The following is a 15,352-nucleotide window of genomic DNA, read 5'->3' as shown; positions in this document are numbered from 1 at the left end:
ATATCGACGGCAAGAATCCTCGCCAAGAGAGCCGCATGAGTGCTAGCTTGAAAGGGCTCGGCGTGAGCCACCGGTTAGTGGAGGTGGAAAAGCATAGCCCAGCGGGCGACACACTCTGCCGTCAGTGTGTCGGCCTCCGGCCTTACGGCGACAGGTCGCCCCTAAACCGTTGGCTCACGCCAACGGCAGGTCATGTTTCGGCCTCCGGCTTATGGGATTGCTACTAAATCAGCGTCCTCCGGAGTTTGGGGGGGGCGTGAAACGTGCTAAACGCCGATCTTCGAGCGACTCCGAGAACCGCACCTCCTCCAAAGAGTCGCTAGGGCCCGTTCTGTGACGAGGGGGGGGTAAGTCTATAGCTTGTTAAATGTTGTAATTTGAGGTTCGTTCAGCGGGTGTTAAGTGCCCGTTAAGTCGGTCCAGTGCGTCAGTGAGGCTCCTTCAGTGGAGGGCTGTACATCTTAAGAATTCCTTCATCGTTTCTGCGCTCAATTTCAACATGCGAACGCTTTAATCCCGCTCGTTGTTGTTGAAACATTTTGTCTCTCTCTCGATCAAGGAATTCGTGAATGCGGATTACGCATAACAAGCGTCGTACTACAGTGTCCCCTCAGCGATCAGCTTTTACCCTCGTTGAGCTATTGGTGGTGATCGCCATCATCGGAGTCCTGGTGGGGTTGTTGCTGCCCGCCGTCCAGGCGGCACGTGAAGCGGCTCGCCGGATGCAGTGCCAAAACAACATGAAGCAGTTCGGTTTGGCGATGCATAACCACATGTCGGCGTTTGGGGCGTTCCCGCCAGGGAATGTCAACTATGACGAGTCGGGTAACCGCTTCAAAACAGGCGGCTGGCAGCACGGCCAAAACGAATTGGGCTGGCACTGGTTGCCTATGTTGTTCCCCTACATGGAACAGCCCGCGATGTGGGAAATGGTCCAGCGTTGTGAGGACGACCGCGGTGATGATCATACCTCCAACCCCTGTGATCACTGCGAAGCGATTGACGCCCTGGGGAACCTCGGACGCGAGCAATTGAGTGGCTTTGACAAATGTCCTTCGGCACCCTCGGTGGGCGGTCAGTTCTCGGACGGCAGCTACGGACTCGAAGCACTCGCCAAAGGCAATAACTATGCGGCGTGTTGGGGATCGGGCGACATGTTGTCTTGGGAGCAAAAGGAGACACGTGGCGCGTTCGGTACCTACTACGTCAATCAAGACAAAATCATCACGACGGTCAACGGCACAACGACCGCAGGCGATCGTTTTCAAAATCGCAACGGCATGCAAAGCCGCGACTTTACCGATGGTTTGAGTAACACGATCGCGATGAGCGAGATCATTGCGGCCGAGTCGCAAACCGACATTCGCGGCGTTTGGATGTCACCCGCGATGGGAGCCACCATCTTCTCGGCGTTCCAAAATCCCAACTCCAGTGAAAAGGACATCTTGGCGGCCTGTGGTGAGGATATCGCCGACGTCAGCAAGCCGCGATTGGCGTGTGAAGAAGAGCGTGATACTGCGGCAATCTATGCGGCGGCTCGCAGTTACCACACCGGTGGTGTGAACGTGTTGATGGCCGATGGCGGCGTACGTTTTGTCACTGACTCGGTCGACAACCTGAATATCTGGCGACCGATGAGCACCGCTCAGAATAGCGAAGTCATCACCGAGCCATAATCGAAATCAAAACTGTTGTACCTAAGGAATAAAATCGAATGAAATTGAAGAAATTGGTTGTTGCCGCTCTGTTGCTGTCCGCCTCGACTTGGGGCGGATGTGGTTCCTCGGGCGTGGTTAAACCGACTGACGAACAGAATGCGTTTGCCAGTGTGGAAGGGCTAGGTGACCTTGCCGGTGACGATCAAATGTTCGCCAGTGCGTTTGTTGCCGGAGCGGCACCGAAAAATCGCAAAGACTATGGCGAGCGGGGTTACCAAGTCAACGGCGAGCCTGCCTTTGATGGCGATAGCGTTACCGTCCCCGTGAAAATTTTTGGTGGTGTTCACGCGACCTCCTCCGGCGATACACGTGGCGGCAAAGCGAGTTCGGTTGCCGAAACCGAACAGGTCTGGACGCTGCAACGGATCGATGGTCAGTGGAAGATCAAAGACGCTCCGCTTGGCTAAAACGCCAACAGAAAATTTCTGTCGAATTGTTGTTGAGCTTACGTAGCCTAGGCTTCCAGCCTGGGAATCACAGCAAACCCAGGCTGGAAGCCTAGGCTACGTTAAATTTAAAATGCTTCAGTAATACAGTCGACGTCCCCGCGATCTCATAACCGATTGGAGAACCCTGCGATCAATCCCCTATCCCATTCCTCGAGTCAGAATTGCGCCAAGGGCCTCGCTGTTCGCAGCTTGCTGGGATGGGCCGCGTTGACGTTTTTGATAATCGCTGCGGGCATGCTTTGGATGGTCTGGGATGCGTTTCAGGCAACTCCGATGATGGCGGATGCTGTCCCGAGGATGGCTCTTTCCGCGGCCCCTTCGGGGGCGAGTCCCGCGGATGTTTCGCGACGTTTTGCTGAGAACCTTCCGCCTCGAATCCAACAGGCCGTAGCGGGATGGAATCAGTTGATTTCCGCCAATTTCGCGGGCGACCAAGCGTGTGCCGAGTGTCATGAAAAAGAGTACGAAGCCCATCTTCGCTCGGGGCATTCCCGCACGTTGACTCGCATTGACGAATCGTCATTGGCAAACAAGCTTGCTGAGACTCGCCACTATCAAGACCCGCGGCGTGACCAGGTCTTTGAGTTCTCGCAAACCGCAGGTTCGTTGTGGGTTCGCGATGCCGCGAATGCCTCAGGCGTTGTGGTTCCTGTGACCTGGTTACTCGGTTCGGGAACGCATGCCCAAACGCCGATCGCGATCGACGAGTCGACTCAAAGCGGCGTCGAGTTGCGGTGGTCCTACTTTGCCAATCGCGATCAACTCGGTTTGACACCGGATCACGAGCGATTTGACGAATTCGCCGTCGGAACAATCGAATGTTTCGGGCGTCCGATGGACGCAGCGGACATGCGGGCCTGTTTGGGGTGTCACAGCACGCTGACGCCGCCTCCGTCGTTGCCGCTGATAAACTCATTGGTCGTCGCCAATGTCGGTTGCGAGCGTTGTCACGGTCCACGGAAAAAACATGTCGAACTCGCGCATCTCGGGCATGCCGAAGAGGCCAAGCCGATGTTGCGATATGAGACCGCCGAGACCTACATGGATGCTTGCAGCACTTGTCATCGCGATGAGTCTTCGGTCAAACCCGATGCGACGCCCAACGAATTGGTGCGTTTTCAGCCCTATGGCATCAAACGCAGTCGCTGCTATTTAGAGAGCCCCGACAAGATGACCTGTTCCACTTGTCACGACCCGCACGATACCGTTTCGCACAATCGGGCGGTGTCGATCGATCAATGCAAACAGTGTCATGGCGATGCATCGTCAAGCGAGTGCTCGCACCAGCCCACCGGCGATTGTATTGATTGCCACATGCCTGCGGTCGAGTGGACCTCGGGAATCGCGTTTCACGATCACTGGATTCGGATCCCCGACGCGTTCTCAAGCGACGACTCTGCAGCCGATTTAACCGCGAGCGATTCGCCACACAATAACGGTGGAAAGTGATTAGATGATTGTTTCCGATGCTGAGCCTCAGGCCCGTTCAGCGATACTCGTCGATGCGGATGATCGTGAACACGCCGCGGATTCGTTCGATGTGACGCAGCAGACACGTGGTCGTGAAACGTCGTCCGCGGGACCACCGCCTGCGCCGGTGAGCTCTGGATTCCTGTTCTCGCCCGCACTTGATCTGTTCTTTATTGCCAACGCGTTTTGGCCCCTGTTGTTGCTGGTGGATCGTTTGGGCGGTATTGCAACACATCAGAGTTTGCTGTTTTGGCAAATCTATTTTGTGACCGCACCGCATCGCTGGATCACGTTGATTCTCGTCACGGTCGATCACCACAAGGGCGTCGATCGACGCCGGCAATTTCTTGCGTTTGGCACCGCGATTCTGGTCGCGTGTCTTTGTTTGAAAATGGGGACCGGCTCACTGCTGTGCCTAGGCGTGATCGATTACATTTGGAACGCTTGGCATTTCGCCTCGCAGCACCACGGTGTGTTTCGCATCTATCAACGCAAAAGCAAGTCGGCGAATTCCTCCGAACCAGCCGGACAATCCCAGTCCGTTGCATCCAAGCCATGGGCCGCGTCGCTCGAAAAGGCGGTGTTTCGCTGCTTCATGCTTTATGTGATCGCTCGCGTTGCCGGTTGGGGATGGAGCGAAGGTCCCTTCGATGGTTTTGAGTGGGTTTCGTCGGTGGATTGGTTTGTAGTGTTGGTTCCTATCGCGTTTGTGGGACGCCAGTGTTTTCAGTATGCAGTGACCGGCAAGGCATCGCTGGCGAGTGTGGCTTATTTAACGAGCGTGATGACATTGTTCGCATCGCTTTTGTTGGCCTCGCACTATGAAAACAATCAATGGGTGGTCCAGTTGGCATTGGCCTCGGCGATCTTTCATTCCTTGGAATACATGTCGATTGTGACTTGGTCGATGAGCGGTTCACAGGGCTCAAGCAAATCGAATGCGTTGGCCAGACTTTCCAAAATGTGGTTGTTTTTCTTGATTGTATTCGTGGTCGTGATTGGATTAGGCAATTACCTACTTTCACGTGGCTATTTCGAGCTGTGGGTGTTCGTCAATATTGTGGTCGCGTTTTGGCATTACTGTTTTGACGGCATGATTTGGAAGTCGCGTAAACCGTCTTCGGCCGCTTCCCCAGCAACGGCAGTCGTATCATGAACTCAACTTCGTTTACGTTCCGTTGGGACTGGATCGCTTATGGGGCGATGGCGATCGGTGCGGTGGCCGTCTGCAGCATGCTGCTGTCAAACTCTGAGGGTGTGGTGCAAGTGTTTGGTCGCTGGGACGTCGTCGCCTGTGCCTTTTTAGCCGCGGTTCCGTTTGCGGTGTGGGTGGTCCAGTTGTTTTGCAAATTCGCTAGCTGGCAAAAACTTGGCATCGCGTTCGGGTGCGTTGCGGTCGCTGCCGCGATCACCGTGTTTGCAGCAGCAATCACTCAGCTTCCTGATCAAAGTGTGATCACGCTGACCGTATGTCGCAGCGTGATCGCGATGGCGACGATGATGGCTGTGACGTTTGCGGGCACCACCGTGATGCCGTCGGCACGTTTACCCACGTTTGCGGAGGACGGATGGTTGCGATTCGCGATGCTTGTCGCGCTGGCGACGCTAGTGCCGGCGGCCTATGCGGACGCGGTGGCCGACGGAATCCGTATTGATCTCGAGCGATCACTGGAAACCCGTCGCTTTGCACTGGCGAATCGACAAGCCGAGCAATTTGTCCAGTTGAATCCTGGCGGCATCGTTCATCAGAAATCGGTACGAAAAGTCCAGCAGGAACTGAAAAGCATCGTCACAGAACTGCAAGCTGAAGCCCGCCAGCCTCTCTCTGCTGATGCCTCGGTTAGCGTGCTAGGCCAGCGGATCACGGTGTTGATGCATTTGGATCGCAATGAGGAAGCGTTGCAGTTGCTCGAGCCATTGACTCGCGGTGATCGTTTTCAGCCCGTTAGCTTGGACTATAAAGGACTGTGTTTTCAGCGTTTGAATCAGATGTCGCAAAGTTTGGAGGCCTATCAGGCAGCGGTGGCATACTGGGAATCGCAACCCGCAAGCGAGTCCAAGCGATCGGGGCTAGCCAGTGCATGGAAGGGAATCGGGTTTGCCGCCCGACGACTTGACCAGCGGGCATTAGAAGAGCAAGCGTATCGTACGTTGGTGGAGATCGATCCGACCGCCGAGAGTCATTTGTTATTGGCGCAGTGTTACCGCGAACATCAAAAGACTCGTTTGGCGGCGGAGCATTCGACGATGGCGATGCAGTTGGATCCTACGATGCAGTCGCAATCCGAATCAATCCTGTCATCGATGTCGATGGACCATTTTGGTTGTCTACAAGTGCCGCGTCGCTAGCAGCGGAATGTCGTTGACTGTCACCTCTCCCGTGCTTCGCTCGGGAGAGGTGGCTTGCTGCGTGTTACCTCTCCCAAACGCAGTTAGGGAGAGGTCGAGCAGAGCCTTTTAGCGATTGCTCGGGTGAGGGCTTGTCTCTGGCTTGCTCGCACTGGACACCTCACTGGCAACCGCTTGCCGCGATTCAACTTGCTCGGTCGGCCCTCACCCGGACGAGGCCTTGAGGGCCCGTCCGACCTCTCCCGTGCTTCGCTCGGGAGAGGTGGCTTGCTGCGTGTTGCCTCTCCCAAACGCAGTTAGGGAGAGGTCGAGCAGAGCCTTCAGCGATTGCTCGGGTGAGGGCTTGTCTCCGGCTTGCTCGCACTGGACACCTCACTGGCAACCACTTACCGCGATTCTTCTTGCTCGGTCGGCCCTCACCCGGACGAGGCCTTGAGGGCCCGTCCGACCTCTCCCGTGCTGCGCTCGGGAGAGGTGGCTTGCTGCGTGTTACCTCTCCCCAACGCAGTTTGGGAGAGGTCGAGCAGAGCCTTCCGCGATGCTCGGGTGAGGGCCTGTCTCTGGCTTGCTCGCACTGGACACCTCGCTGGCAACCGTTTGCCGCGATTCAACTTGCTCGGTCGGCCCTCACCCGGACGAGGCCTTAAGGGCCCGTCCGACCTCTTCCGTGCTACGCTCGGGAGAGGTGGCTTGCTGCGTGCTGCCTCTCCCAAACGCAGTTAGGGAGAGGTCGATCAGAGCCTTTCAGCGATGCTCGGGTGAGGGTCTGTCTCCGGCTTGCTCGCACTGGGCACCTCACTGGCAACTGCTTGCCGCGATTCATCTTGCTCGGTCGACCCTCACCCGGACGAGGCCTTGAGGGCCCGTCCGACCTCTCCCGTGCTTCGCTCGGGAGAGGTGGCTTGCTGCGTGTTGCCTCTCCCAAACGCAGTTAGGGAGAGGTCGAGCAGAGCCTTCAGCGATGCTCGGGTGAGGGTCTGTCTCCGGCTTGCTCGCACTGGGCACCTCACTGGCAACTGCTTGCCGCGATTCATCTTGCTCGGTCGGCCCTCACCCGGACGAGGCCTCAAGGGCCCGTCCGACCTCTCCCGTGCTACGCTCAGGAGAGGTGGCTTGCTGCGTGTTACCTCTCCCAAACGCAGTTAGGGAGAGGTCGAGCAGAGCCTTCGGCGATTGCTCGGGTGAGGCCCTGTCTCTGGCTTGCTCGCACTGGACACCTCACTGGCAACCGCTTGCCGCGATTCAATTTGCTCGGTCGACCCTCACCCGGACGAGGCCTTAAGGGCCCGTCCGACCTCTCCCGTGCTGCGCTCGGGAGAGGTGGCTTGCTGCGTGTTACCTCTCCCAAACGCAGTTAGGGAGAGTTCGAGCAGAGCCTTTTAGCGATTGCTCGGGTGAGGGCTTGTCTCCGGCTTGCTCGCACCGGACACCTCGCTGGCAACCGCTTGCCGCGATTCATCTTGCTCGGTCGGCCCTCACCCGGACGCGGCCTTGAGGGCCCGTCCGACCTCTCCCGTGCTGCGCTCGGGAGAGGTGACTTGCTGCGTGTTACCTCTCCCAAACGTAGTTTGGGAGAGGTCGAGCAGAGCTTTCAGCGAATGCTCGGGTGAGAGCTTGTCTCTGGCTTGCTCGCACCGGACACCTCGCTGGCAACCGCTTGCCGCGATTCAACTTGCTCGGTCGACCCTCACCCGGACGAGGCCTTGAGGGCCCGTCCGACCTCTCCCGTGCTACGCTCGGGAGAGGTGGATTGCTGCGTGTCACCTCTCCCAAACTGCGTTCGGGAGAGGTCGCAAGGATACCGTAATCGATTTTCCAGCCGCAAAACCTACACATTAAAAAACGCCAGCTACTGGAAAACGTTTGCGTCAATGGACTTTCCGTCATTGCGAATTCCTAGTTGCGAATGGACCGTGGAATCGATCGAGTAGCTGATCGATTTTACCGCGCCGTCACAGAGCGTCATTTGAAACACCGCCGGATGGGCCGCGCCGAATACTGTCCCTTCTTCTTCAGGCAGGTTGGAATCAGGAAGCGGGCGGAATCGAGTGTCTCCGACCGCACCAACATAGCGAGTCAGATCGCGGTCATCACCGCTGTATGCGCTTTCGTTGTCCCCCATATCACTTCCTAGAGCGTAGCGGTTCACCGGAATCTGTTTTTCGCCTACCGCGTAGGTGTTGCTCAGCCCATCGGTGATGTCGCGAAAACGAATCCGACTGCGTTGGTAACAGATGCCTGTGTTGTCCGACATGTCCGGCCACGTGTGGCTGCGGGCGTCTTTGATCGATTCGGGGCCAGCGCCGGAGCGGATCATTTGACCTCCGCCATTGATCGCGTAGTCATTGCGGGCAACAAACACGAGCAGTGGATGGTGATGAGGGTGCCATCCTCGTTCGTTGAAGAAAAGTTCCCCGCCGCGTCGGCTGGGGCAGTGCAACATTGGAAGCGGCGTCTGCAGCCGCTGGCCGTTCGCCTCTTCGTCTTCGGCTCGGTGCCCTCCGGTTTGTTGTAATGCACTTTGTTCAATAAAGGGAAGTGACTGAAAAATCCAACCGCCTGGTTGAGCTGGTCCGTTGCCGATGGTCGGGATTCCTGCCCAATCTTTTCCCCAGCCGCCAGACGGAAACTGACGATACGTGTGCACGTGTTGCTGCAGTGCCAGTGACCATTGTTTGAGATGATTGGCACACTGTGTCCTCCGCGCCGCCTCTCGCGCAGACTGGACCGATGGCAACAACAGTGCGACGAGAATTGAGAGAACGGCCATCACCACGATCAACTCGAGCAAGGTGAACGCAGATCGCTCGGGGCGATGCGTCGAACGGTGGTGGTGACGCTCCGGTTCGTTCGACGGATTGCTTGCGATGCGAGCGTACGGCAATCGCTCGAGCGTCTTTTCCAGCAGTCGCCGGTTGTGCGAAATCAGATCCGCTAACAGGCCCGCGACCAGAGTAATCGCCGACAAAACCACCAGCACTCCGCTCAGAATCAATGATTGAATGTGCCCGCTGCCGTCATCGAAAGCGTACAAATACAAGAACCTAGCGATTGGCAGGATACCAACCAACGCCAGTACTAGGCTGATATTGACCAGCACCTCAAGCGGGTGAAACATGAAGAACACTCGCATCATCGTGATCGCCGAACGCGAAACGAACTGCGGTATCGATCGAAATAATCGCGACGGTCGGGTGGCGGGGTTGGTATCAATGGGGACAAACTCGATCGCCAGATTTTTGCAACTGGCCTGCAGTAGTGACTCGATCGTATAGGTGTACCCCGTGACGATATGCGTTCGTTCCGCTGCAGCGCGAGAAAAGGCTCGAAAGCCGCTGACCGGATCCGCCAGATCGCGGCCGGCCAACCCGCTGACCACGCGGCGTCCGCATCGCTGTAGCCACCGTTTTACGAGTGAGAACTTTGGATCCGCCCCAGGGCGTCGATCCCCTACGACCACGTCCGCTCGGCCTGCGACGATCGGTTCGACGAGTTTCGCGATCGAAGAGCTGGGGTACTGGTTGTCGCCATCGGTGTTGACAATGATATCCGCATTCAGACGCAGTGCGGTCTCCAGCCCGCTGGCAAAGGTTGCCGCCAGTCCGCGGTTGCAGAGATGTCGCTCCACATGATCGACACCCAGTCCTAGTGCAACGGCCGCCGTTCCATCACTGCTGCCATCGTCGATCACCAGTGTCTCGATTTCATCAATGCCGGAAATCTGCGAGGGGAGATCCGCGAGCACGCGGTGCAACGTTTCGGCTTCGTTAAAGCATGGGATCTGAATGATCAGTTTCATCGCACAGTCTCGTCGGAGAGGGAGTCTGTAAAGGGAGTTTTGTCAATCGATCTGTGTAGGGCGAGTTCCATCGAGCGTGATGGAGATCTCGTGTGTGTTTCCGCGTTCATCCACCGCGATCAGCACTGGTTCGGTTCCCACAAATGCCATCTCTTCGATTCGATGTTCAAGCAGTTTGGATTGTTGGACTAGGTCGCCGGTGCTTAATTCCCAAATTCGGATCGTACCCGTTGCGACGCTAGCAGCCAGCCATCGTTCGTCACTCGACAGCGACAGTTGACGTGAAGTTTCACCAACGAGGGTGAACTGTTTCTTGCCTGTTATCCCATCCCAAATGGAGAGCTCGCCAGTGTGGTTGCGTCCGATCACGCGGCCATCCTCTGTGGCAACGAGGTCGATGATCAGGTGGCGACTGTTTTCGAGGTCGCCGAGCCACTGGCCGGTCACGTCGTAGCGGCCGATCGATCCACGTCGTCCGGTCTTCCAATCTCCCGTGCCCACTAGCAATTGGTTTGATGTGACCCAACCTAACGCTGTAGTTGTCAGCTCGCAGTCGATGCTTGCGGATAATCCCGATCCATTTGTGTCCCAAATCTGAACAATGCCGTCATTGCTTGCCGATGCCACCTGAGTTCCATCGGGTGAGAATGCGACCGCCGTGATTCGCGAATCATGAGTCCCTAGCCGTATGCGAGAAGACGCCTCTCTGGCTGTTTCCGTCGTCGCCAAGAACACATCGCCGTTGGCGTACCCGCTAACGAAACGGTCTCCCGATGGTGAACTCGCCAAGGCCGCGACGGAGTGTGTCGAGGCCGGCATGAGTTTGACGCCCTGACGATTTGCCTCGCCATCGGTTGCGGATTGTCGCTGATGCATTGGTTCGGCAAGCTGGAATCGTTTGACCGAACCATCGGCACATCCCAACAAAAATGCACTCTCATTGGCTATGGCTGTCACAGTCGTTGCGTGACTGTTATCCAGTGATAAGTTGTTGTTGATTGCGATTTTTAAATCGGGGAGGTTGTCGAATCCAAGTCGCTGGCGTAACTCCGTCACATCGGTCGTACTGATTTCATACAAACGCGTCGAGTATCCGGCGGTTGCAATAGGTTGCCATCGCTGGAAGTAGCTGTAGGCATCTTTTCGAGGCATCGCCAAACCGCCATTCCCGTCTGGAGCTAGAAACGCATAGCCGCGAATGTGATTGACGCTGATCGCATAACGACCCGGCTTTGGAAGCAATCGGCTGCGGCCTCGTGCGTCCGAGGTCGCTTCGAACGGACCGCGTGGGGGCAGATCAAATTCAATCCCAGCTAACCGCGGATCAAAGCGTCCCCAATACACCATGCCGACGTCTCGCCACCCCCGCTTGTCGAGTTCGTCACGTAAATAGAAGAGATCCTGACCCCAATCGATATTGCTATTGATCAGATGCTGGTCACCACGACGCGGGCCTCCTGCGAGCTCGTTAAAGTACGACATGCTATGGGGGTAAATCCACAGACTCGATGAGACGGCCCATGCCGTGCATGCCACCATTGCCGTGTGGCCGTATTTTCTCAGCTTCGGCCTCGCTGCACCGGCCAGCCGAACAGCTTGGCTGATCCAAATGATCGCAAACGGGTACGCCGGCAAGAGGTATCGCAGGTGTTTGTTGATACCGGTTTGCGAGCTGACGGTCACGAGGATCGCGATCAGCGGAACCACGACAATCCATTCGTCTTTTGTCAAAACATTGCGGTGGTTTGGATTGGCAATCGAGATTGCCATGGTGACAATTCGAACGATCGTGACGCCGACGAGCATCAGTAGTGCACCACAGGTGGACTTTACGCCGAGTAGTACCACCAGCCTTGTGACCGCAGTTCTCCGCCCAGATAGGAGAGCGTTGTGGACTCGAAATTGGCTTTCTGGACATCGACCCCAAGGACGTATTGTTCCGGAAGCGGCACCGGGATGCCGGCCATCCACGTCCCCGCAAAACGATTGTTCTTGCTCCGAACGTCGTGAACCTCTTCGTCCTGGTCGACAGGTTCTGTCTCAGAGAACGCCTGTGACTGAAATTGATATTCACCGAGTGGTTTGAACAGTCCGTCGCCACTGTAACCGAGCACAAAGACGAACCAAGCCAATCCGAAAATGAATGCCAGTTGGGATGCCTGCCGCCAGCGTTGTTGGCAATGGATTCCGGTAAACCCGAGCCACAACGTCAACATCAAGGGAATGGCGATCACCCAGGTTGTTTTCGTCAGTTCCGCCGAACCAAGCGCTGCGCCAACGAGATACGCGTGCCTCCACAAGGGTTCCCGCAGCCACTGCCAAAACAGATAGAACGCGAGTGTTCCCATGGATGCGGCCGCGACGTCAGGGGTGATCAATTGGCCGTGTCCGATCACCATCGGGCTGAACGTCCATAACGCAACCGCCAATATCGCTGAGCCATTTCCGTAAAGTTTGCGACTCCATCGCCATACCGCCCATCCACCGATGGTGGCAAACGGGATGCACGCCCAGCGGGCAAATGTGTAAAGCCAAAACGCACGCGGGCCATTGGCGGCGATGAATTCCGCACCGACTTCGAAGTCGATTCGCTTATTGGTATCGGAGTCGATCACAGAATCAAGTCGGCTCCAATCAGTATCAGCACCCAAAAACCAAACCGGCAGCGAAGCGATCATTCGCACGAGCGGCGGGTTGACGCGATACAGATGATAATCGCCTCGTTCCCAGTGGCTCAGTCCCGCGGGCAAGTGCGCGACCTCGTCGTAGGTCGGGCTATGACGTACCGCACCCCACGCCAATAGGACGGCCTGAAGCGAAAGTAAAATTGCGGCAGCGTATTTGGTAGCCATCGGGCCCATGGGAAGTCGTCAGCGAATGTTGTTGAAATTGATTTAACGGAAGCGGAATGTCGTCCCGCTCGGTACGCCATACAGTGACCGTCAAATTGCGTTGGGAACTCGCCGCACATTCTTCGGCAGCGGTGTCGGAGTTTTCGTCTCGGGGAAACGCTGCAGTTCCCCACGTGTTTCCATTTCCAAAGTCACCGTTTCGACGAACCACGAGAGTTTCCCTATCTCCTCACGTTCGCTTGATTTGAATTGCTGCTCCGCTATGTCTCGTAGTTCTGGAAATGGCATCCCCTCTTCTCCTTCAGGCAACACCTCCAAAATGACCTCGCGGACTCGATCGTATTTCCACTGGAACATTTTCTTGTTGTCGCGTAGACCGTTGGGTGAACGGCATTCCATTTTGGGCTTGATTTCCATCGGCTGTGATGAACAACCCGTCGCAGCAATCAACATCATGAGTACTAGCGAAGCACGTTTGAGGCTTGCGAAATTAGCGATGTCGAGAAGTTTTTGTTTGGTAGGAACGGCCATTTAAAAGATCCAGGTAATTGTGTTGAAATTGGCCGAGACTGAGTCGTCATCCATCTGCGGCTTTAAGCTGTTTGTCATCTCCGCGACCAAGCAATGCATCGCAACGTGACACCAGCGATCAATGCGACGGCCACCAACAGTGAACGAACCACAAGCTGGTCGCGGGAGACCGCGGAGCCATTGACCCAGTACAGAAACGGTGTCATCGCGATGATCGTCCAACAACCGAATTCAAACCAACCAACAAGCTGATGCGGATCGGTCGTTTGTTCGTCATCATTGTTCATTGATTGATCTCGATGTGATTGGAGAGGTTGCTACTGGGGTATGGTCAGTTCATTCGCATCAAGCCACTGTCGCTGTAGCGTGGCGGCTTGCTCGATTGAAATCTCGTAGATTTGAAATCCATAGCCGGCCCATGCCGCTGGTTCGAGCTGGCGTAGATATTGGTACTCACCGCTACGACGCAGCAAAGTTTCTCGGTCGATTGCGTACCAACCGGGATAAAACTCGGGCGTTGACAATCCCGAGCGATGGTTGCGACGAGTGGGCATCGACGGGACGGCGCCATTGGTTTGGATCCCGGCGGCACTGGGGTCGACGATGTGTAGGTAGTTGGTGACCATCAGCGGCCGCTTTTCAGCATTCGCTTGCTGCCATCGACGCAAGTAGGGCAAGTCCTGGCCCCAGTCGAGATTGCTGGCGTTGAGATATTTGTCAGCTCGGTACGGACCGCCGATCGATTCGTTGAAATACGACAGACTGTGAGGATAGATCCAGAGACTGCTGGCAATTATCCACACGGTGGCCACCGCCACGGCGGGGCGCAATGTGCGATGGGGGACGTCAAAGACGCGAAACGTACGACTCGCAATGACAATCGCAAACGGCATCGCTGGCAACACGTATCGCAAATGCCGGTTTAGCCCCCTCTCGAGACTCGCGCCAATAAGGATCAACAGCATTGGTGTCCACAACAGTAACTCTTGCTGCCACGGCACTCGCCAGGATGCCCGCAAAAGAAACCCCGTTGCAGCGATTAGAAATAACAACCAAAAGCCAAGCGGCAATTTGATCGCCATCCCATACAAGTAGTAGTACCACCAGCCGTGGTTACGCCATTGACCGCGAAAGTAGGACCATCGCTCGCGATCAAAGTCCCATTTTTGCAAGTCGACGCCGATCACCAAATCTTCGGGGAATGGCACCGGAAGGCGTCCGAGCCACGTTCCGGCAAATCGATTTCCGCTGTAGGGGGCATAAGCTTGCCAATCGTCGCTGCCCGCGAGTGTCTTGCTGATAAACTGATAACTGTCCAAACGCCGAAAGCTGCCGGCGAATCCGTACATCAAGTTCACAATAAACAATGCGATTACAAGTGCGGAAGCGAGTGACACCAGTTGCCGTATGCGGCTCTGCATCGTATCAGCTTTCTGCGGACCCATATCGCGGTTACGCTTGCAGTGCTGGACCACCCCAATCACCAGACACAGCCCGGGTAACAACCCGCACAAAATCAACCAACTGCTCTTACATAACATCGTCAATCCCAAGACGAGTCCCAATTGGTAGGTCTCTACTAAACAGGGACGTTTCAGCCAGCTGCGAAACAGATAGAGTGTCAACAACCCCATGCTTGCCGCCTGTGCATCGCCGCTGATCAAACAGCCATAGCCAATGTTGTTTGGTAAAAATGCCCACAGCAGTGCGGCACCGATTCCGGCCGCGGAGCCATACAGTTCTCTCGCCCACCGAGATGCGACGTACATCCCAGTAATCGTGAATGGCAGACAGAACAACCGCGATAGAACCAACCAGCGATGAGCCGCCTCGGGATTTGATTCCAACATCGATCGTGCGAGTGTCCATTCCAGCCGATCTCGCGGGTCGATGTCTGCTGCCAATGCTGTGACCTCGGGGTCAAAAGGAAGCAGCGGTAGCGTTGCCCATAAACGCACCAGCGGTGGATTGACGCGAAACGCGTCGAAGTTGCCGACTTGCCAGTCCAAAATCCCCGCGGGCAGCAAGCCAACCTCGGTCCACGCAAATCCGTACCGGATCGCATAACCGCCAACCAGCACGACATGGATGACAATCAGCGATAGTAACAGTCTTTGGTAATTTGTGATTCGCGTAACGTGTTTCAATCTTCTACCTTAAAAACATGCATCGGCATAAATAGGC

The 15,352-nt window shown here is 56.1% G+C and carries 11 protein-coding genes; 5 read left to right on the top strand and 6 right to left on the bottom strand.

From position 1 onward, the window contains the following. Positions 1 to 569: 569 nt before the first annotated feature. The 5 genes from ABD971_RS08230 (at position 570) to ABD971_RS08210 (ending at position 5,986) form a co-directional block, all read left to right on the top strand. Complete coding sequence (locus ABD971_RS08230; RefSeq protein ID WP_339938352.1) at positions 570 to 1,676, top strand: DUF1559 domain-containing protein; 1,107 nt, start codon at positions 570 to 572, stop codon at positions 1,674 to 1,676. 38 nt (positions 1,677 to 1,714) lie between these two features. Next, the gene (locus tag ABD971_RS08225) at positions 1,715 to 2,125 is read left to right on the top strand and encodes a hypothetical protein (RefSeq protein WP_339938354.1); all 411 of its coding nucleotides are present in this window, start codon (positions 1,715 to 1,717) and stop codon (positions 2,123 to 2,125) included. A 249-nt stretch (positions 2,126 to 2,374) separates the two neighbouring features. After that, a complete protein-coding gene (locus ABD971_RS08220) occupies positions 2,375 to 3,616 on the top strand; it encodes a multiheme c-type cytochrome (protein ID WP_345321046.1) in 1,242 nt (413 codons plus the stop codon). Between the two features lie 4 nt (positions 3,617 to 3,620). Continuing rightward, positions 3,621 to 4,793, top strand: a complete 1,173-nt coding sequence (locus ABD971_RS08215; protein ID WP_345321044.1) for a hypothetical protein — start codon at positions 3,621 to 3,623, stop codon at positions 4,791 to 4,793. Beyond that, positions 4,790 to 5,986 (top strand): tetratricopeptide repeat protein, encoded by a 1,197-nt coding sequence (locus ABD971_RS08210; protein ID WP_345321042.1) that lies wholly within the window; start codon positions 4,790 to 4,792, stop codon positions 5,984 to 5,986. The genes ABD971_RS08215 and ABD971_RS08210 overlap by 4 nt, the downstream gene beginning before the upstream one ends. A 1,849-nt stretch (positions 5,987 to 7,835) precedes the next feature. On the opposite strand, the gene ABD971_RS08205 is transcribed toward ABD971_RS08210, so the two are convergent. The 6 genes from ABD971_RS08205 to ABD971_RS08180 form a co-directional block, all read right to left on the bottom strand. Then, positions 7,836 to 9,785, bottom strand: a complete 1,950-nt coding sequence (locus ABD971_RS08205) for a DUF1559 family PulG-like putative transporter (protein WP_345321040.1) — start codon at positions 9,783 to 9,785, stop codon at positions 7,836 to 7,838. A 42-nt stretch (positions 9,786 to 9,827) separates the two neighbouring features. Continuing rightward, complete coding sequence (locus tag ABD971_RS08200) at positions 9,828 to 11,555, bottom strand: WD40 repeat domain-containing protein (RefSeq protein WP_345321038.1); 1,728 nt, start codon at positions 11,553 to 11,555, stop codon at positions 9,828 to 9,830. A gap of 59 nt (positions 11,556 to 11,614) precedes the next feature. Next, positions 11,615 to 12,637 carry an ArnT family glycosyltransferase gene (locus ABD971_RS08195; RefSeq protein WP_345321036.1) on the bottom strand — a complete coding sequence of 341 codons (1,023 nt, stop codon included), beginning with the start codon at positions 12,635 to 12,637 and terminating at the stop codon, positions 11,615 to 11,617. Positions 12,638 to 12,727: 90 nt separating this feature from the next. After that, the gene (locus tag ABD971_RS08190) at positions 12,728 to 13,168 is read right to left on the bottom strand and encodes a DUF6958 family protein (RefSeq protein WP_345321034.1); all 441 of its coding nucleotides are present in this window, start codon (positions 13,166 to 13,168) and stop codon (positions 12,728 to 12,730) included. Positions 13,169 to 13,242: 74 nt separating this feature from the next. Next, the gene (locus ABD971_RS08185) at positions 13,243 to 13,455 is read right to left on the bottom strand and encodes a hypothetical protein (protein ID WP_345321032.1); all 213 of its coding nucleotides are present in this window, start codon (positions 13,453 to 13,455) and stop codon (positions 13,243 to 13,245) included. Positions 13,456 to 13,485: 30 nt separating this feature from the next. Continuing rightward, on the bottom strand, positions 13,486 to 15,315 hold the full coding sequence (locus ABD971_RS08180; RefSeq protein WP_345321030.1) for a hypothetical protein: 1,830 nt from the start codon (positions 15,313 to 15,315) through the stop codon (positions 13,486 to 13,488). Between the last annotated feature and the right edge of the window lie 37 nt (positions 15,316 to 15,352).

This window comes from Novipirellula rosea (genome assembly GCF_039541335.1).
Lineage (GTDB): Bacteria > Planctomycetota > Planctomycetia > Pirellulales > Pirellulaceae > Novipirellula > Novipirellula rosea.
This window is presented reverse-complemented; position numbering and strand designations above follow the sequence as displayed.